The organism is Pseudomonas sp. GW821-FHT07E12, assembly GCF_058986605.1.
Genome location: NZ_JBYSVX010000021.1, coordinates 1 through 19187, shown reverse-complemented (window position 1 = coordinate 19187; position 19187 = coordinate 1). Strand labels below are relative to the sequence as shown.

The 19187-nt window shown below is 66.8% G+C and carries 13 protein-coding genes; 5 read left to right on the top strand and 8 right to left on the bottom strand.

Features of this window, described 5'->3' with window-relative positions:
* Positions 1 to 4 precede the first annotated feature (4 nt).
* Entirely contained in the window at positions 5 to 334 is a 330-nt protein-coding gene (locus AC3WJE_RS12805; protein ID WP_493731191.1) for a hypothetical protein, read from the bottom strand.
* 177 nt (positions 335 to 511) lie between these two features.
* Between AC3WJE_RS12805 and AC3WJE_RS12800 the strand changes: the two genes are divergently transcribed.
* A complete protein-coding gene (locus AC3WJE_RS12800) occupies positions 512 to 844 on the top strand; it encodes a glycoside hydrolase family 97 N-terminal domain-containing protein (protein ID WP_493731190.1) in 333 nt (110 codons plus the stop codon).
* A 181-nt stretch (positions 845 to 1025) separates the two neighbouring features.
* On the opposite strand, the gene AC3WJE_RS12795 is transcribed toward AC3WJE_RS12800, so the two are convergent.
* From AC3WJE_RS12795 to AC3WJE_RS12780, 4 genes are all read right to left on the bottom strand, one after another.
* A complete protein-coding gene (locus AC3WJE_RS12795; RefSeq protein ID WP_493731189.1) occupies positions 1026 to 2561 on the bottom strand; it encodes a carboxylesterase/lipase family protein in 1536 nt (511 codons plus the stop codon).
* A gap of 4 nt (positions 2562 to 2565) precedes the next feature.
* Positions 2566 to 3468, bottom strand: a complete 903-nt coding sequence (locus tag AC3WJE_RS12790) for a TrmH family RNA methyltransferase (protein WP_493731188.1) — start codon at positions 3466 to 3468, stop codon at positions 2566 to 2568.
* 1 nt (position 3469) lies between these two features.
* On the bottom strand, positions 3470 to 4960 hold the full coding sequence (locus AC3WJE_RS12785; RefSeq protein ID WP_493731187.1) for an alanine/glycine:cation symporter family protein: 1491 nt from the start codon (positions 4958 to 4960) through the stop codon (positions 3470 to 3472).
* 258 nt (positions 4961 to 5218) lie between these two features.
* Positions 5219 to 5794, bottom strand: a complete 576-nt coding sequence (locus AC3WJE_RS12780; RefSeq protein WP_493731186.1) for a GNAT family N-acetyltransferase — start codon at positions 5792 to 5794, stop codon at positions 5219 to 5221.
* Positions 5795 to 5913: 119 nt separating this feature from the next.
* On the opposite strand from AC3WJE_RS12780, the gene AC3WJE_RS12775 reads away from it, so the two are divergent.
* Positions 5914 to 8400 carry a glycogen/starch/alpha-glucan phosphorylase gene (locus AC3WJE_RS12775; RefSeq protein ID WP_493731185.1) on the top strand — a complete coding sequence of 829 codons (2487 nt, stop codon included), beginning with the start codon at positions 5914 to 5916 and terminating at the stop codon, positions 8398 to 8400.
* A gap of 295 nt (positions 8401 to 8695) precedes the next feature.
* Here AC3WJE_RS12775 and AC3WJE_RS12770 read toward each other — a convergent pair whose 3' ends face one another.
* The 3 genes from AC3WJE_RS12770 to cysD form a co-directional block, all read right to left on the bottom strand.
* Entirely contained in the window at positions 8696 to 11371 is a 2676-nt protein-coding gene (locus AC3WJE_RS12770) for a M1 family metallopeptidase (protein WP_493731184.1), read from the bottom strand.
* A 158-nt stretch (positions 11372 to 11529) separates the two neighbouring features.
* Positions 11530 to 13512 carry a sulfate adenylyltransferase subunit CysN gene (gene cysN / locus AC3WJE_RS12765; RefSeq protein ID WP_493731183.1) on the bottom strand — a complete coding sequence of 661 codons (1983 nt, stop codon included), beginning with the start codon at positions 13510 to 13512 and terminating at the stop codon, positions 11530 to 11532.
* Positions 13512 to 14420, bottom strand: a complete 909-nt coding sequence (gene cysD, locus AC3WJE_RS12760) for a sulfate adenylyltransferase subunit CysD (RefSeq protein ID WP_493731182.1) — start codon at positions 14418 to 14420, stop codon at positions 13512 to 13514. The genes cysN and cysD overlap by 1 nt, the downstream gene beginning before the upstream one ends.
* 202 nt (positions 14421 to 14622) lie before the next feature.
* Between cysD and AC3WJE_RS12755 the strand changes: the two genes are divergently transcribed.
* The 3 genes from AC3WJE_RS12755 (at position 14623) to AC3WJE_RS12745 (ending at position 18991) form a co-directional block, all read left to right on the top strand.
* Positions 14623 to 16473, top strand: coding sequence for an assimilatory sulfite reductase (NADPH) flavoprotein subunit (locus AC3WJE_RS12755; RefSeq protein WP_493731181.1), 1851 nt, complete (start codon positions 14623 to 14625; stop codon positions 16471 to 16473).
* Between the two features lie 92 nt (positions 16474 to 16565).
* Entirely contained in the window at positions 16566 to 18263 is a 1698-nt protein-coding gene (cysI, locus tag AC3WJE_RS12750) for an assimilatory sulfite reductase (NADPH) hemoprotein subunit (RefSeq protein WP_493731180.1), read from the top strand.
* A complete protein-coding gene (locus AC3WJE_RS12745) occupies positions 18260 to 18991 on the top strand; it encodes a phosphoadenylyl-sulfate reductase (protein ID WP_493731179.1) in 732 nt (243 codons plus the stop codon). Before cysI ends, AC3WJE_RS12745 begins: the two co-directional genes overlap by 4 nt.
* The last annotated feature ends 196 nt before the right edge of the window (positions 18992 to 19187 follow it).

Genomic DNA, 19187 nt, shown 5'->3' with positions numbered 1-19187 from the left:
ACGCCTAGCGCGTGTCGGCTGGAACTTCGGTGCTTGCAACGGTCCAGCCACGCAGGCGCGGTCGCGCGTCGTGCAACCGCGTGGCGGTATCGACGCGGATGTGCAGGAGGTGCTCGCCCGGGGCGAGATTGAGGCCGTTGTCTTCGCAGGACGCAGATGCTTCGCGCTGCCCTGGCAGGCACGCCGCATCGACCGGCAGCGGCCTGTCGAGACCGACACTGCCTTCCGGCACCTTATATGGATCCGATGGCATCGGCGTGGGACGCGACTGCGCCATCGCGATGCCCGTCACGAACACCTGCGCATGCAGCACCGACTGCCGGTTCTTCAGCATCAGAGTCCTCTCCCAAGCTCTACTGCCAAACCAATTCAATCAAAGTGAATCCACGCATCGGCATCGCCTGTGCGGTGCCACTCGCCGTGCGCCTGTCACGGATGCGAGCTGAGGTAACGTTATCCCACGCATCCGGCGCCCACAACCGCCGGTGCCTTTCACGGGGAGGAGGCCATCGTGTTCCGATCGCATCAAGCAGCGGCAACCGTGCTGCTCGTCATGTTCTGTCTGTCTTGTCGCGCACATGCCGAAACGCTGCGCCTGGACTCGCCGCAACAGCGTGCAACGCTTGAATTCACGCTCTCCGACGATGGCCAGCCGCGCTACGCAGTGCGCTATGCCGACCATGAAGTGCTGGCCGCATCACCGCTCGGAATCGACCTGCAGGGCGCGCCGAAATCGCGCAGATGGATGCTGCAGGACAGCACGAAAACTGCGCACGATGCGACTTATACCCTGCCCGTGGGCAAACCCGGCAGGCCCGCGACAACTACCGTGAACTGCGTGTAGCGCTCGCCTCTCGCAGTGTTGCACTTAAGGTTAGAGAACAAGAGTTTATGACTCGTCATTCCCGCGAAGTGCTTTTCCACAGCCGAAGGCTGGTAAAGCGGGAAGCGCTTTTCAGCAGCCGAAGGCTGATCATCCATGGACGTTATGGCCTTACCCGACCACTCAAACGCCAATCAAAATCTCAAGGGCGATCAAGCAACCCGCAAATCTCGCCACGCAGATCCGCCACGACCTCACCACCCTCCGGCGTGAAGCGCAGGCTCTGCCGCTTCGGCATATAACCCGGCCACTTCACCACGCCGTCCACATTGGGATCACCCCTGCGCGCAAACGCCGCCCAATACGCAGTCAGCGTGCCGGCACCACCACCCAGCGGCAGTGCCTTGAACACGAACGGCAGCTCGGCGCTGTGCGAAACCTGTGCATTCGGCGCGGCCAGATCGAATTCGTAATGCCACACCGGCACACCGCGCGCGGCCTGGGCCTGCGCAACACGCAGTGCTGGGCAGCGGAAGGTCAGGTCGTTGGCAAGCCGTTGCGATGGGGTGCCGTAGCGCGGCGGCGGATCGCGCGCCTCCAGTGCCTGTACTTCATCGACAACGTGAGCCGGATAATCACGCCGCAGCCGCGCCAGCGCACCGGCCTCGCCACCGCCGAGTTCCAGCTCCAGCGCGTTGCTGCCGATCAGCAGCGGCACCCGCGCCTGCCGGCCACGCGCCAGCAGTTCGGCCGGTGCATCCGGCAGCACTTCGCCATCCACCACCGCTTGCAGCCAGATGTAGCCGTCATCGTCGAGCGCCGGCACGTCCACGCCCTGCCCGGCTTCGAGCAGACGCTCCGCCGGCAGCGCGCGCAACCGCGCCAACCGATCGAGACCGGGCTCGATGCCGGCGCGGCGTGCGATCGTTTCGCCCAGCGCCTGCTGCTCGCTCAGCGTCCGGGCCGGCAGGCCAAAGCCGGCGGTGCCGCTCTGTTCGATCGCGCCGGTGAACAGGCCTCTCGCCAACGGACTGAGCATCAGCAGGCCGACATCCTGCGCACCAGCGGACTGACCGGCGATCGTCACCCGGCGCGGATCACCGCCGAAGCGGGCAATGTTGTCGCGCACCCAACGCAGCGCGGCGATCTGGTCGAGCAACGCGAAGTTGCCCGCCGCCCGCTGTGGCAGACCACCACGCAGCTCCGGCAGCGACAGGAAGCCGAACACGCCGAGCCGGTACTGCACGCTGACCAGTACCACGCCCTCGCGTGCCAGCGCCGACGGCGCGTTGCCACCGGCACCGGCCACGTTGGCGCCGCCGTGGATCCAGACGATCACCGGTTGCGGTGAGGCCGGCGCCAGCGACGGCGTTTCCACTTCAAGGTACAGGCAATCTTCATTGCCGCGCGCGGCCAGCGTGTCGTTCCAACCCAGCGCAGGCTGCATGCAGGGGGCGGCCGGCGCAGAGGCCTCACGCACGCCCGACCAGCGCGACACCGGCTGCGGCGGTTGCCAACGCAAGCCACGCAGCGGCGGCGCCGCATAGGGAATCGCGCGGAACACCACGCTGCCGTCGTCCTGGGCAACGCCATGCAAGATTCCGTTGCGGATCGTGACCTGGGTCGATGATGCGGCGGCGTTGGCCGTAGATGTGGTGGCAGCCTGGGTGGCACCCGCCAGGATCAGGCTGGCGCCAAGCAGCGCGACGAAACCCAACGGACGACGCGACGCGCGCATTCGCTCAGCCGCCGGTCGCGCGCGCGCGCCAGCTTGCCAGCAGCACTGCGGTCGCGGCGGCGACATTGAGACTCTCGACCGCACCGCTACCCGGGATCGACACCCGCAGGTCGCAGGCGTCAGCGAAGTGCCGGTCCATACCACTGCTCTCGGCGCCCATCACATAGACCAGACGCTTGGGCATCGGCGTGGCGAACAGGTTCTGGCCACCTTCGACCAGGGTCGCAGCGAGCACGAAGCCGGCGTCGTGCAGCAGTTCGTCGGCCTGTGCGGTCTTGGGCAGACGTATCAGCGGTACCGCTTCGGCACCACCCTCGGCCACGCGCGCGGCGGCACCGGACAACGCCAGCGGCGAGTCGGCCGGCAACAGGATGCCGGCCACGCCGAAGTGCGCGGCCGAGCGCAGGATCGCGCCGAAGTTGTGCGGGTTGCCGACACCGTCCAGCCACAGCAGCAACTGCGGCCCGGGCCGCAGCGCTTCCAGCCACTCGGCCAGCGGCAGCGGCTCGGTCCTCAACACATCGGCGACCACGCCTTCGTGATGCTCGCTGCCGGCCAGCTTGCGCAGGTCCTCGTCGGCGACCACGCGGTAGCCGACCTTGTGCTTCACGCACCACGCCAATACCGGCTTCAGCTCGGCAATGCGGGCCTCGGTCAGGTACAGCTTGCGCAACGCCTGCGGACGCTTCTTGAACGCCGCGCGCACGGCGTTGAGGCCGTAAAGACGCAGTTCCTCGCCTCGACGCTCGGCCGGCGGTGCCGGAACACGCTCACCGGCATCGGGCGAGCGTGGAGGACGCGGTGCACGTGGACGGGCGTCACCGCCGCCACGTTCTCCACGTTCGCCGAAGGACCAAGGGGATCCGCCGCCAGGACGACGCGGGCCGGTGTTCCAGGGACTGCTCATGTCAGGGCTTCTTTTTCCAGAAATCGGCGTTACGGATGCCCAACGCCTCGGGGTCGAAGACCGGGTCCAGGCCCAGCTTCTTCTGTCGCTCATAGTCGCGCAGCGCCAGCATCGCCGGCTTGCGCAGGATCACGATCGCAATGATGTTCAACCACGCCATCAGACCGACGCCGATGTCACCCAGCGCCCAGGCCATCTCCGCGCTGCGCACCGCGCCGAAGATCACCATGCCGATGATCGCCAGCCGCAGCAGCAGCGTGCTCAGCGGCCGGGTCTTGTGGCCGTTGAGGTAGGTCAGATTGGTCTCGGCCATGTAGTAGTAGGCCATGATCGTGGTGAAGGCGAAGAAGAACAACGCGATCGCCACGAACGCCGCGCCCCAGCCCGGCAGCACCGACTCGATGCCGTTCTGGGCGAAGCCCGACCCGGCCTGGATGCCCGGCAGCGCTTCCTTGAGCATGGCGCCGTCCGGGCCGACCACGTTGTACATGCCGGTGGACAGGATCAGGAACGCGGTCGCGGTGCACACCATCATGGTGTCGAAGTAGATCGCGAAGGCCTGCACGTAGCCCTGCTTGGCCGGGTGCGAGACCTCGGCGGCGGCGGCGGCGTGCGGGCCGGTGCCCTGGCCGGCCTCGTTGGCATAGATGCCGCGCTTGACGCCCCACTCCACCGCCAGGCCCAGCATCGCGCCGAAACCGGCGTGCATGCCGAACGCGCTGGAGAAGATGATGCGGAACATCTCCGGCACGTAGTCGTAATTGATCACCATCACCACGATCGCCATCAGGATGTAGGCGATGGCCATGAACGGCACCACCACCTCGGCGAAGTTGGCGATGCGCTTGACGCCACCGAAGATGATCACCGCCAGCAGCGCGGCGACCACCACGCCGATGCCCAGCTTCAGCGCCAGGCGCGCCTCCATGCCCAGCCATTGCCCATCCAGCGTGCCGCACAGCACGGTGCCCTGGCAGACGTTGGTGATGCTGTCGGCGATGGCATTGGCCTGTACGCCCGGCATCAGCAGGCCGGCGGCGATCAGCGTGGCCAGCGCGAACAGCAGCGCGTACCACTTCATGCCCAGGCCCTTCTCGATGTAGTAGGCCGGGCCGCCGCGATAACGGCCTTCGTTGTCCTTTTCCTTGTAGATCTGCGCCAGGGTCGACTCCACGTAGGAGGTCGAGGCGCCGAGGAAACCCATCACCCACATCCAGAAGATCGCGCCGGGGCCGCCGAAGGCGATCGCGGTGGCGACACCGGCGATGTTGCCGATGCCGATACGGCCGGCCATCGACATCGCCAGTGCCTGGAACGAGGACACGCCGGCCTCTGACTTCTGCCCGCTCAGCATCAGGCGGCACATTTCGAAGAAGCCGCGTACCTGCATGAAGCGGGTGCTGAAGCTGAAGAAAAGGCCGGCGCCCAGGCATATCGCAATCAATGCCTTGCTCCAGATGACGCCGTTGACGGCGTGGATGATGGATTCCATGAGTTCCCCGAAAGAAGTTCTGATCGCCCACGAAAGGCGGGGCTGGCCCGATTGTGCATGAATCGGCACGGACCATGCATTCGGCATGGCCCGGTTCGCGCTCGATGCGACAGGCACGGCCCCATGCCGCCCGCCGCCCGACAGCGCGGCTCTCCTGTGGGAGGGACTTCAGTCCCGACGCTTTACCGGTACCGCCTGTCGGGACTGAAGTCCCTCCCACAACCGCTCTGCTCCGGAAGCGATCACTGCCAGAAACGCCTATCGGAAGGCATCGGAGCCGGCGCGGCTTTCCCGCAACTCGTCGACCGACGGATGGATCCGCCCAAACATGCGCAGATCGTGCACCTGACCTTGCTTGAGCAATGCGCAACGGCGCACACCTTCCTCCTGGAAGCCGTTCTTCAACAGCACCCGCGCCGAAGCCGGATTGCTGTCCAGCACATGAGCCTCGACCCGGTACAGCGCCAGTGCCGGCACCGCCCAATCCAGATAGCTCGCCACGATCCGCGTCATCCAGCCCTGCCCCCAGTGCCGTCGTCCCAGCCAGTAGCCCAGCTCGGCCGAATGCCGGCGCTCGCCGCCGCCCTGGCGCAGACCGATACCGCCACAGGCCTCGCCGTCGATCTCGATCGCCAGTACCGGCTGCGTCAGGTCGACCACGCTTCCGGCCAGGAACGCCTCGCCATCGGCGCGCGTGTACGGGTGCGGGAAGCGCTCGCTCAGCCCGCGCACTACCTGCGGATCGTCGGCGTGCCGCAGCAGCGCATCGAGGTCCGCCGCCTGCCAGCGACGCAGCGCAAAGCCCTCGCCATTCAGGCGTAACGCGTCATACATAGGGTCTCCCGGTCGGGCGCGGCCGACGCCGCGGACCGACAGGATTTACCGGTCACACGGATACAGGCAAGCTCGCCGATGTAAGCGGTTCCGAACTCCACCCCCACGGAGACACCCGCATGACCCGTATCAGTCTTGCCGATCTGATCAACCGCTATGGCGCCGGGCCGCTGGACTTTTCCGGCGACCCCAACGCACTGTTCGAACGCCACCTCGTTTTCGACCACATCCTGCACCCCGAGCAGGCCACCATGCGCGAACGCTACGAGGCGGCAGCAGCCTCGCTGCGCGACATCCTCAGCCAGCGCTGGATCGCCACCGAGGCTGCCTACCGGCAGGGCAACGTCAAGCGCGTGTACTACCTGTCGATGGAATTCCTGATCGGCCGCCAGCTCGCCAACAACGCGATCAACCTGCAACTGGACCTGGCACTGGAGCAGTTGCACCAGCAGCAGGACACCTCGGCGCTGGCGCTGCTGGAAGAAGAGCCGGATGCCGGCCTCGGCAACGGCGGCCTGGGCCGGCTGGCCGCGTGTTTCCTGGATTCGATGGCCACGCTCGGCCTGCCCGGCATGGGTTACGGGCTGCGCTACGAATACGGCATCTTCCACCAGCAGGTCGCGCATGGCTGGCAGCAGGAAACGCCGGACCACTGGCTCGCGCGTCCCGACCCGTGGGAGATCGCCCGCCCCGGCGAAGCGGTCGAAGTGACCCTGCACTGCGCGCTGGAGCTGCACGGCGGCGTGCTGCGCGCGGTGCCGGGCAAGCCCTGGACGATGCTCGGCATTCCGCACGACCGGCCGGTGGTCGGCTACGGCGGCAAGACCATCAACACGCTGCGGCTGTGGTCGGCACGGGCGCCGGATTCGTTCGACTTCGCGCAGTTCAGCAGTGGCGACTTCGTCGGCGCCTTCGCCGCTTCGCTCGGCGCGGAGACCATCACCCGCGTGCTGTATCCGGACGACAGCACGGTGTCCGGGCAGGCGCTGCGGCTGCTGCAGGAATACTTCCTGGTCGCGTGTTCGCTGGCCGACCTGCTGCGCCGCTTCCGCGCCGCCGGCAACGACTGGATGCAGTTGCCGGACAAGGCCGCGATCCAGCTCAACGATACCCATCCGGCGCTGGCGGTGCCCGAGCTGATGCGGATCCTGCTCGATCAGGCCGGCCTGAACTGGGACCTGGCCTGGGATCTGGCCCACCGCACCCTCGCCTACACCAACCACACGCTGCTGCCGGAAGCGATGGAGCAGTGGCCGATTGCCTGGTTCGAGGCGCTGCTGCCGCGTCATCTGGAGATCGTCTACGAGATCAACCGCCGCCTGCTCGATCAGGTACGTGCGCGCTGGCCCAGCCGCAACGAGCGACTGCGGCGGATGAGCCTGATCGAGGAAGGCAGCGGCAAGCGCGTGCGGATGGCGCATCTGGCGATCGTCGGCAGCCACAGCGTCAACGGCGTGGCCGCGCTGCACACCGAACTGCTGCAGCAACGGGTGGTGCCGGAGTTCGCCGAGATGTTCCCGGAGCGCTTCAACAACAAGACCAACGGCGTCACCCAGCGCCGCTTCCTGCGTGTGGCCAATCCCTCGCTGGCACGGCTGCTGACCTCGCGTCTGGGCGATGGCTGGATCACCGATCTGACGCTGCTGGAGAAGCTGGTCCCGTCCGCCGACGATGCCGACTTCCGCCAGCAGCTGCGCGTCACCCGCTACGAAGCCAAGCTGCGCTTCTGCAGCTGGCTGCAGGCCAACGGCGGCCCGGCGCTGGATCCGGACACGATCTTCGACACCCAGATCAAGCGCATCCACGAGTACAAGCGCCAACTGCTCAACGCATTGCACATCGTGATGTTGTACCGGCGCCTGCGCGAGCAGCCGGATGCAGCGCTGCCGCGTCGCACCTTCATCTTCGCCGGCAAGGCCGCACCGGCCTACGCGCTGGCCAAACTGGTCATCAAGTTCATCAACAACCTCGCCGCCACGATCGAGCGTGACCCGGCGATCGCGCGACGGCTGCGGGTGGTCTTCATCCCCGACTATCGCGTATCAGTGGCCGAGAAACTGATCCCGGCCAGCGACGTGTCCGAGCAGATTTCCACCGCCGGCTACGAGGCCAGCGGCACCAGCAACATGAAGTTCATGATGAACGGCGCGCTGACGATCGGCACCCGTGACGGCGCCAACATCGAGATCGCCGAGGCGGTCGGCGAGGACAACCTGTTCCTGTTCGGGCTCAACGCCAAGCAGGTACGCGATGGCGCCGGCTGGTACGACCCGCGCTGGCACTACGAGAATGATCCGGAAATCCGCGCGACGCTGGATCTGATCGCCGCCAACCACTTCAGCCCGGACGAGCCGGGCGTGTTCGCACCGCTGCTGGAAACGCTGCTGCATGTCGATCACTATCGGCACCTGGCCGATCTGGGCAGTTACGCGGCCGCGCAGGAGCGTTTAGGTGCGCTGTATGCGGACCCGGAAGCGTGGTCGCGGAAGATGGTGCTCAACATCGCCGCGTCGGGACGTTTCTCCAGCGATCGCACGATTGCCGAGTACGCGCGTGAGATCTGGGATGTGCGGCCGGTGGTGGTGCCAGGGAATCCAATGGTGTGAGGGGCTGCGTTGTTGCTATAGGCAAGGGCGTGGGAATCATCTCGTCCACATCCTCAGCAGTCTCTCTACCGTCGCCCCCGCACAGGCGGGGGCCCAGTGACTTTCTCGTGGCCTGGACGAAAGACGCTGGATCCCCGCCTGCGCGGGGACAACGGTTGAAGGTGTACGGGGATGACGTTTGAAAGAGGGCTGAGAAAGGCCTCCCCCCAACACACTCCAGCCATCCCACTACCGTCCCCCCGCGCAGAGCCCGCCCCCACGAAGGCGGGGGCGGAGCCCCAGCGACTTACGTCAATCAGCGCGCGACCACAGCCTCCTGCTTCTGCTTCAACGCACTGCACAGCCGGATCGACTCGGCGGTCTGCGCCAACCCCCGGTCCGCACCACTCAGATCCTTCAACCGTGGCTTGAAGAACGCTTCCAGACGATCCGCCTCGGCCACATCGCAACCACCCGCGGCCGCCAACGCCGGCAGGCGGCCGCCATCGAACGAACCGCTGCGCTCGACGATGCGGTCGAAGTGGGTGGTGTACCAGTTCCACATCGATTCGTGGGTGGCCATATCGGCGTGTCCGCCCATCAGCATGTTCCCCATCTCGCCAACCTTGACCGCATCGGTCAGGGCGAAATCGCGCACCTTCTGCAACTGCTGCGGGTCGCGCACCGCCGACAGCGCGCCGATCATCGCGTTGCGCTGGGCCGGCTCGCCATGCGTGCGCAACGCGGCAATCAAGGCATCCACTGCCGGTGCGCCGCGCTCCTGCACCGCCACCGCCAATACGGTGCCAAGCAGGTCGGGATTGGCGGCGCCGAAGTCGAGCTGGCCGCCCTTACCAGCCAACACCGCATCGCCCTGCGCCAGCAGCGCCTGACGCACCACCGGCACGCGCATCTGCAAACCGAGCAGGCTGGACAGCTGCGAACGCAGTGCCACGTCGTCGGTGCTGTCATTGTCGCGACGCTGGTAACCCAACGCCTGCAAGCGCGCGCCGAACGCATCCACGGCGTCCTTGCGCAACACGTCGCGTTGGGCATCGCTGCGCGCCAGCACGCGCCAGATCCAGCCGAGGCGATCGGTCAGCGCCGTCGCCACCGGCTCGGCCTGCGCCGACGCCAGTTGCTTCATCGCGGCCACCACGTCGGCGGTGTCGGCATCGCCCTTGCGGAACGCTGCGTCGATGGCGTCGGCGTAGGCCAGTTTCTCGTTATCGTTGAGCGCATCGACATGCCGGCCGAGCGCGGTCAACTGCGGCTTCGGCAGGCTGAAACGGTAATAGCCGGTGCCATCGGCGTTGGGCATCACCCAGCTGTTCTTGTCCGCGCCCTTCAGCACGATGCTGCCGTCACTGCCGGAGATCATTTCGCAGGCACGCCGCACGCCCTGCGCGGTGCCGTACTTCACGCACACCGGCACGCCCCAGCTGTGCGCGGCATCGCCGGTCGAGCCCAGCGGCAGGTAGCGCTGCTGATGCAGCTTCAGCACCGCGCCCTGCTTGCCGGTTTCCAACTGCGCGCGCAGGTACGGCACGCCGGGCTGGTCGAGAAAGCTGTGGAACGCAGCCTTGAAATCCTCGCCCTTGCCAGCGGCGGTGGCAATCGCATCGACCAGATCGTCGGCGGTGGCATTGCCGAACTTGTGGTCCTGTATGTACGTGCGCATGCCGGCGCGGAAGGTGTCCTCGCCGACGAAGGCCTCGAACATGCCCAGCACCGCCGCACCCTTCTGGTAGGTGATGCCGTCGAACGCGGTCTCGATGTCACCGTTGCCGGTGATCGGCTGGCGGATCTTGCGCGCACTGACCAGGCTGTCGTTGTCCATCGCATGCTGCGCGCCGGCGATGCGGTCGAGGTTGGCGCGATATTCCGGACGCAGCTGCATGGTGATCTTCTGCTGCATCCAGGTGGCGAAGGCCTCGTTGAGCCACAGGTCGTTCCACCATTCCATCGTCACCGCATCGCCCGTCCACTGATGCGCCAGCTCGTGCGCGGTGACGTTGAACGAACCTTCGACGTTGTGGCGTGGCGAATCCTTGTCCAGCAACAGCAGCCAGTCGCGGAAGGTGACGAAGCCGGGATTTTCCATCGCGCCGGCAGAGAAGTCCGGCGCAGCCACCAGATCCAGCTTGTCGAACGGATAGCCGAAGCCGTAGTAGTCCTCCAGCGCGGCGATGATGTCCGGGGTCTGCTCCAGCGCGCGACGGATGCGCGGGCCCTGCCCTTGCGCGGTGACACCACGCAGCGGGGTGGTGTGATCGCGCTGCGGCGTGGCCGGCATCACCGGCGCATCGACCACATCCCACGGACCGACGCCATAGGCAACCAGATAGGTCGGCAGCGGCAACGTCGTCGCGAAGCTGACGGTCTTCCAGCCCGCGTCCGCCGGCTTGGTGGACACTGCCTTGGTGTTGGCCAGCGCCTGGTCGGCTTGCGGCACGGTCAGGCGGATATCGAACGGTGTCTTCAACGACGGCTCATCGAAGCCCGGAAACGCGTAGCGCGCACTGATCGGCTCCATCTGCGTCATCGCATAGGCGTGGCCCTGATACTTGACCTGATACAGCCCCTGCAACTGCTGGTTGAGTGGCGCGCTGTAGCTGATCGCCAGGCTCAGTTCCTGCGGCTGCAGCACGCGCCCGAAATCAATGCGCACCACGCCGGCCTGCGCGTCGGCCTCCACGTACCGGACCTCGAACGGCGCGCCTTCGGCCGGGCTCAAGGTGACCTTGGAAACCTTCAGTTCCTTGCCGTGCAACCAGACATGATCGGAGGCCTGCGTGAGCCGGAGGCGGATCGTGGTGGTGCCGCTGAAATCATGCTGATCCGGATCGATTTTCAGATCGAGCGCGTAATGCTCCGGCACCGCCCAGCCCGGCAGGCGACCGGTCGGCACGGCTTCGGGCGATTGCGCCAGCGCGGTGACACAGCACAGCGACAGCAGCGACGGGATCAGGAAACGGGACAGGCGGGCCATGCAGGGCTTCCGAACAAGGGGAAACCCACCACTTAACCACGCGTTTCCCGGGCTGTCATGTCATTGATGCCACGTATCCTCCCGTAGGCGGAGCTTGCTCCGCCGGAGCTTCGCCGGGAACGCTTCAGCGGAGCGAGCTCCGCTCTGCTGAATATCGGTCAGCCGACGTCCAGCGCAGCCAGCACCTGCGCGGCCAGGGCCTCGACGTTGTCGCCGTCGGCCTGCAGGTGCAACTCGGGATGCTCCGGCGCCTCGTACGGCGAATCGATGCCGGTGAAGTTCGGGATCTGCCCCGCACGCGCCTTGGCGTACAGGCCCTTCACGTCGCGCGCCTCGGCCACTGCCAGCGGCACATCGACGAACACCTCGACGAACTCGCCCTCGGCAAAGCGCTCGCGCGCCATCCGCCGCTCGGCACGGAACGGCGAGATGAAGCTGACCAGCACGATCAGGCCGGCATCGGCCATCAGCTTGGCGACTTCGGCGACGCGGCGGATGTTCTCGACACGATCCTCGTCGGTGAAGCCGAGATCGCGGTTCAAGCCGTGGCGCACGTTGTCGCCGTCGAGAATGAAGGTGTGATAGCCGAGCGCGTGCAGGCGCTTGTCCACCAGGTTGGCAATCGTCGATTTACCCGCGCCGGACAGGCCGGTGAACCACAGCACCTTCGGCGTCTGTCCCTTGATGCGGGCACGCGCGGCGCGATCCACGTCCAGGTGCTGCCAGTGCACGTTGCCGGCCCGGCGCAGCGCGAAATCGAGCGTGCCGGCGGCGACGGTGGCGTTGCTCTGGCGATCGATCAGGATGAAGCCGCCGAGCGCGCGATTGCGCGTGTACGGTTCGAAGGCGATCGGCTCGTCCAGCGACAGGTTGCAGTAACCGACCGCGTTCAATTCCAGCCGCTTGGCGGCCAGATGTTCCTGGGTGTTCACGTCGATGCGGTGCTTGATCTCGCTGATGCTGGCCGACACCGTGCGCGCGCCGATCTTCAACCAGTACGGCCGGCCCGGCAGCAGCGCCGCATCGTCCAGCCACAACACATGCGCGGCGAACTGGTCGGCCACTTCCGGCGGGTCACCGGCGGCGGCGATCACATCGCCACGGCTGATGTCGATCTCGTCGGCCAGCGTCAGCGTCACCGCCTGCCCGGCTTGCGCGAGCGCGACGTCGCTGCCATTGGCATCCAGCACCCGCGCCACGGTCGAGCGACGCGCCGATGGCAACACCACCACCGCATCGCCCGGCTGCACTTCGCCTGCCGCAATCGTGCCGGCGAAGCCGCGGAAGTGTTGGTTCGGCCGGTTCACCCACTGCACCGGCAGGCGCAGGCCGCTGGCGACGCCATGCGCCTCCACCTGCACGGTTTCCAGATGCTCCAGCAGCGATGGGCCGGTGTACCACGGCGTGTTGGCCGAGCGCGTGGACAGGTTGTCGCCTTCCAGCGCCGACAACGGAATCGCCTGTACATGAGCGATGCCGAGCTGCGCGGCCAGCGCGCGATAGCCCTCGACGATCGCCTCGAACGTGGCCTGGTCATAACCGACCAGATCCATCTTGTTCACCGCCAGCACCACGTGCGAGATGCCCAGCAGCGAGACGATGTAGCTGTGCCGACGGGTCTGCACCAGCAAGCCCTTGCGCGCATCCACCAGCACCACCGCCAGATCGGCAGTGGAGGCACCGGTGGCCATGTTGCGGGTGTACTGCTCGTGGCCCGGGCAATCGGCGACGATGAACTTGCGCTTGTCGGTATCGAAATAGCGGTAGGCCACATCGATGGTGATGCCCTGCTCGCGCTCGGCCGCCAACCCGTCCAGCAGCAACGCGTAATCGATGCGCTCACCCTGGGTACCGTGGCGCCTGCTGTCTTTCTCAAGCGCGGCGAGCTGATCGTCGAACAACCGCTTGCTGTCGTACAACAGCCGCCCGATCAACGTGCTCTTGCCGTCATCCACGCTGCCGCAGGTGATGAAGCGCAGCAGTGGCTTGGTTTCGTGCTGGCGCAGGTAGGCGGCGATTGCATCGCCATCAGGATTCGGGATTCGGGATTCGGGATTCGCAAAGGCATGCTCCTCCACCGTTCCCGTCGCGGAGAACCGCTTTTTCGAATCCCCAATCCCCAATCCCGAATCCCTGCCCATCAGAAATACCCCTCCAACTTCTTCTTCTCCATCGACGCGCCCGGATCATGGTCGATCACCCGGCCCTGACGCTCGGAACTGGTCGCCACCAGCATCTCGGCGATGATCGCTTCCAGCGAGTCGGCGGTCGATTCGATCGCACCGGTCAGCGGGTAGCAGCCGAGCGTGCGGAAGCGCACCGACTTCAGTTGCGGCACCTCGCCTTCGCGCAGCGGCAGGCGTTCGTCGTCGACCAGGATCAGCGCGCCATCGCGCTCGACCACCGGCCGTTCGGCGGCGAAGTACAGCGACGGCACCGGGATGTTCTCGCGGTAGATGTACAGCCAGACGTCCAGCTCGGTCCAGTTCGACAGCGGAAATACCCGCACGCTTTCGCCCTGCTGGATGCGGGCGTTGTAGACGTTCCACAGCTCGGGGCGCTGGTTCTTCGGGTCCCAGCGGTGCTTGTCGTTGCGGAACGAGAACACCCGCTCCTTGGCGCGCGACTTCTCTTCGTCACGGCGTGCACCGCCGATCGCGGCGTCGAACTTCCACAGATCCAGCGCCTGCTTCAGGCCCTGGGTCTTCATCACGTCGGTATGCACCGAGGCGCCGTGGCTGATCGGCCCGATGTCCTGGGCAATGCCGTCCGGGTTGATGTGCACGCGCAGCTCCACGCCGGTCTCGGCGGCACGACGGTCGCGGAAGGCGATCATCTCGCGGAACTTCCAGCGCGTATCCACGTGCAGCAGCGGGATCGGCGGCGGCGCCGGGGCGAAGGCCTTGAGCAGCAGGTGCAGCAGCACCGAGCTGTCCTTGCCCACCGAGTACAGCAGTACCGGGTTGCGGAACTCGGCGGCGACCTCGCGCAGGATATGAATGCTTTCGGCCTCGAGACGATCGAGGTGGGACAGGGATGGGACGCTCATCGAACCACGAAGCAGGCGGGTAAAGGCATGGTTCCAAGCGTAGCAGCGGCCACGCCCGGCCATGCGACCAGGGCCGGCAGTGTGTCGCCCGGCTGTCACATGGCGAAATAAGCGGCGGGCATAAGCGGATAACCGCTCGTCCTTTCTGAACGAATAAACGCTTCTCTAACATCGGCCATCCTCCCTTGCACCCGGACCGGGAATGACCGCCGCTATCGCCACCTCGCTTCCCAGCCCCTTGCCCGAAGACCGCAGGGTGCTGCTGGCGCGACTGGTCGAGGGACTGGATGGACCTTCCTTGTGGTGGTTGTCCGGCTACACAGCCGGGCTGGCCCAGGGTCACGGCGGCGCGCCTTCCCTGGCGCTGATACCGGGCGGCGCAGCCGCGGCAACACCGGCCACCGGCCAGCGCCTGACCGTGCTGTACGGCAGCCAGACCGGCAATGCCCGCCGCGTCGCCGAACAGCTGGTCGCCGAGGCCGAAGCCGCCGGACTGCCGGTGCGGCTGGTCCGCGCCGACACCTACCCGACCCGCGAACTGGCCAACGAACGCTTGTTATATGTGGCGATCAGCACCCAGGGCGAAGGCGACCCGCCGGACGACGCGATCGGCTTCGTCGAGTTCCTGGCCGGCCGGCGCGCGCCCAAGCTGCCAGAGCTGAAGTTCGCGGTGCTCGGCCTGGGCGACTCCAGCTACGCCGACTTCTGCGGCATCGGCCGCCGCATCGACGCGCGCCTGGCCGAACTCGGCGCCACCCGGCTGCAGCCGCTGGGCGAAGCCGATCTGGATATCGACACCGTCGCCGCGCCGTGGCGCCAGCAGGCGCTGACCCGGGCGCGCGAATTCCTCGATACCGCCCCCGCCGGCAACGTCACCCCACTGCGTCATGCCGGCCCGGCCGCGCATGCCTGGTCGCCGACGCACCCGTTCGCCGCCGAGCTGCTGGCCAACCAGCCGATCAGCGGCCGCGAGTTCAAGGGCCCGGCCTATCGCGTCTATGGCGCGGCCTCCAAGCAGGTGCGTCACCTCGAACTGTCGATCGCCGGCAGCGGTCTGGCCTACGAGCCGGGCGACGCGCTCGGCGTGGTCCAGCGCAATCCAGCTCCGCTGGTCGAATCGGTGCTTGCGACGCTGCAACTGGACGGTCATGCCGAGGTCACCGTCGGCGCGGACACTCTGGCCCTGTCCGAGTGGCTCGCCGCCCGGCGCGAACTGACCAAGCTGTCGCGGCCGTTCCTGACCGCGCATGCCGAACGCAGCGGCGCCGCCGAGCTGAAGCAACTGCTCGACCCCACCCAGACCGCCGGCCTGGCGACGCTGCTGGCCGATCACCAACTGGTCGACGTACTGCGTCGCTGGCCGGCGGATTGGGACCAGCAGGGCCTGCTCGATGCGCTGCGCCCGCTGGCTCCACGCCTGTACTCGATCGCCTCCAGCCGCAAGCGGGTCGGCGACGAGGTGCACCTCACCGTCGATGAGCTGCGCTACCACGCCCACGGCCATGACCACCTTGGCTCGGCCAGCGGCTTCCTCGCCGCCCTGGCCGAGGGCGATACCGCGCCGGTCTACGTCGAGGCCAACGAGCGCTTCCGCGTCCCGGCCGACGCCAGCCGCGACATCGTGATGATCGGCCCCGGCACCGGCGTCGCCCCGTTCCGCGGCTTCGTGCAGGAACGCGCCGAGACCGGCGCGCGCGGCCGCAACTGGCTGTTCTTTGGCGCACAGCACTTCAACCGCGACTTCCTCTACCAGTCCGAATGGCAGGACGCGCTGCGTCGTGGCGAACTGCACGAACTGGACCTGGCGTTCTCACGCGATCAGGCCGAGAAGATCTACGTCCAGCACCGCCTGCGCCAACGCGGGCGCGACCTGTTCGCCTGGCTGCAGAACGGCGCGCACCTGTACGTCTGCGGCGCGATCGGCATGGGCAAGGACGTGCACGCCGCGCTGCTGGACGTCATCGCCGAGCACGGAGGGCTGGATGCCGACGCCGCTCATGACTATCTCTCCACGCTGCAACGGGAGGGACGTTATGCGCGCGATGTTTATTGAAGCTGGGATTAGGGATTGGGGATTTGGGATTCGATGTCCAGCCCATTCGCCGCTCCGCTTTTGCCAATCCCGAATCCCGAATCTCTAATCCCATGCACTCAGTAGAAGACATCAAGGCCGAAAGCCGCCGCCTGCGTGGTTCGCTGCTGCAAAGCCTGGCCGATCCGGTCACCGGCGCGCTGCGTGAGGACGATCAGACCCTGATCAAGTACCACGGCAGCTACCAGCAGGATGATCGCGATATCCGCGACGAGCGCCGTCGTCAGAAGCTGGAGCCTGCCTACCAGTTCATGATCCGCACCCGCACGCCGGGGGGGGTGATCAGCCCGGAGCAGTGGCTCAAGCTCGACAGCATCGCCACCCGCTACGCCAACCATTCGCTGCGCATCACCACGCGCCAGGCGTTCCAGTTCCACGGCGTGATCAAGCGCGAGCTGAAGGCGACGATGCAGGCGATCAACGCTGCGCTGATCGACACCCTGGCCGCCTGCGGCGACGTCAACCGCAACGTGCAGGTCGCGGCCAACCCGCTGCTGTCGGCGGCGCACGCCACGCTGTACGCCGATGCCGCGCGCGTGTCCGAACACCTGCTGCCCAACACCCGCGCCTATTACGAAATCTGGCTGGACGAGGAGCAGATCGTCGGCAGCGGCGAAGAGACCGAGCCGGTCTACGGCGACCGCTATCTGCCGCGCAAGTTCAAGATCGGCTTCGCGCTGCCGCCGATCAACGATGTGGACGTGTTCGCCAACGACCTCGGCTTCATCGGCGTGGTCGAGGACGGCGTGCTGACCGGCTACAACGTCAGCGTCGGCGGCGGCATGGGCGCCACCCACGGCGACATCGAGACCTACCCGCGCGTGGCCGACGTGATCGGCTTCATCCCGCGCGAGGCGCTGCTGGAGGTCGCTACCGCCGTGGTCACCACCCAGCGCGACTTCGGCAACCGCGAAGTACGCAAGCGCGCTCGCTTCAAGTACACCATCGACGACCACGGGCTGGACTTCATCAAGGCCGAGATCGAGCGGCGTGCCGGCGTCGCGTTCCAGCCGGTGCACGCGTTCGGTTTCGACCACAACGGCGACCGCTACGGCTGGGTCGAAGGCGAAGACGGACGCTGGCACCTGACCCTGTCGCTGGCCGCCGGCCGCATCGCCGACACCGAGGCTGCCGCCCAACTCAGCGGCCTGCGCGAAATCGCCAAGATCCATCAAGGCGAGTTCCGCATGACCGGCAACCAGAACCTGGTGATCGCCGGCGTACCGGCCGCCGAACGCGCGCAGATCGACACGCTGGTCGCGCAATACGGCCTGGATGCCGGCAACCGCGAACCGACCGCACTGGCACGCGGCGCGATGGCCTGCGTGGCACTGCCCACCTGCGGCCTGGCGATGGCCGAGGCCGAACGCTACCTGCCCGATTTCTCGGCCCGGCTGCAACCGCTGCTGGACAAGCACGGCCTGACCGACGCGCCGATCGTGCTGCGCATCTCCGGCTGCCCGAACGGCTGCTCGCGCCCGTACCTGGCCGAGATCGCCCTGGTCGGCAAGGCCCCCGGCCGCTACAACCTGATGCTCGGCGGCGACCATCGCGGCCAGCGCCTGAACACCCTGTACCGCGAAAACATCACCGAGCCGGAAATCCTCACCGCGCTCGAGCCGCTGCTGGCCCGCTACGCCGCCGAACGCGATGCCGCCGAAGGCTTCGGCGACTTCCTGCATCGCAGCGGCGAAATCGCCCTGCCGCCCTACCCCACCCATCGCGAAATTTCCCTGGAACTGCGCGCATGACCGCCCTGCCTGCCTCCAACGACCACGACCACAACGACGCCCCGCACGACCTGGAGGCGATCAACGCGCAACTCGAAAAGCGCAGCGCCGCCGAGCGCGTGGCGTGGGCGCTCGAACACGGTCCCAAGCAGGCCGCACTGTCGTCCAGCTTCGGCGCGCAGTCGGCGGTGACCCTGCACCTGCTGACCCAGCAGAAACCGGACATCCCGGTGATCCTGATCGACACCGGCTACCTGTTCCCGGAGACCTACCGCTTCGCCGACGAACTGTCCGAACGGCTCCAGCTCAACCTCAAGGTCTACCGCCCGTTGGTCAGCCGCGCCTGGATGGAAGCCCGCCACGGCCGCCTGTGGGAACAGGGCGTGGTCGGCATCGAGCACTACAACAACCTGCGCAAGGTCGAACCGATGCGCCGCGCCCTGGACGAACTGCAGATCGGCACCTGGTTCACCGGCCTGCGCCGCCAACAAGCCACCAGCCGCTCCAACACCCCGATCGTGCAACAGCGCGGCGACCGCTGGAAGATCAGCCCCATCGCCGACTGGACCGACCGCGACATCTGGCAATACATGAAAGCCCACGACCTGCCCTACCACCCGCTATGGGAACAGGGCTACGTCTCGATCGGCGATTTCCACACCACCCGCCGCTGGGAACCCGGCATGCGCGAAGAAGACACCCGCTTCTTCGGCCTGAAGCGCGAGTGCGGCATCCACGAAGACATCTGAGCCCGGCAAGCCACCGCAGTTGATTGGCTGTGGCGGTGGCGGTGGCTCTTGCCGTTGCGGTGGCTGTTGCTGTTGCTGTTGCTGTTGCTGTTGCTCGTGATTTTGCCTTCGCTTTTGACCTTCCCGGGGCCCCCATCCGCAGCGACGGAGCCAGCGGGCAAAAACCCCGCAGGGGCGACGTGCATGGATGCACGTC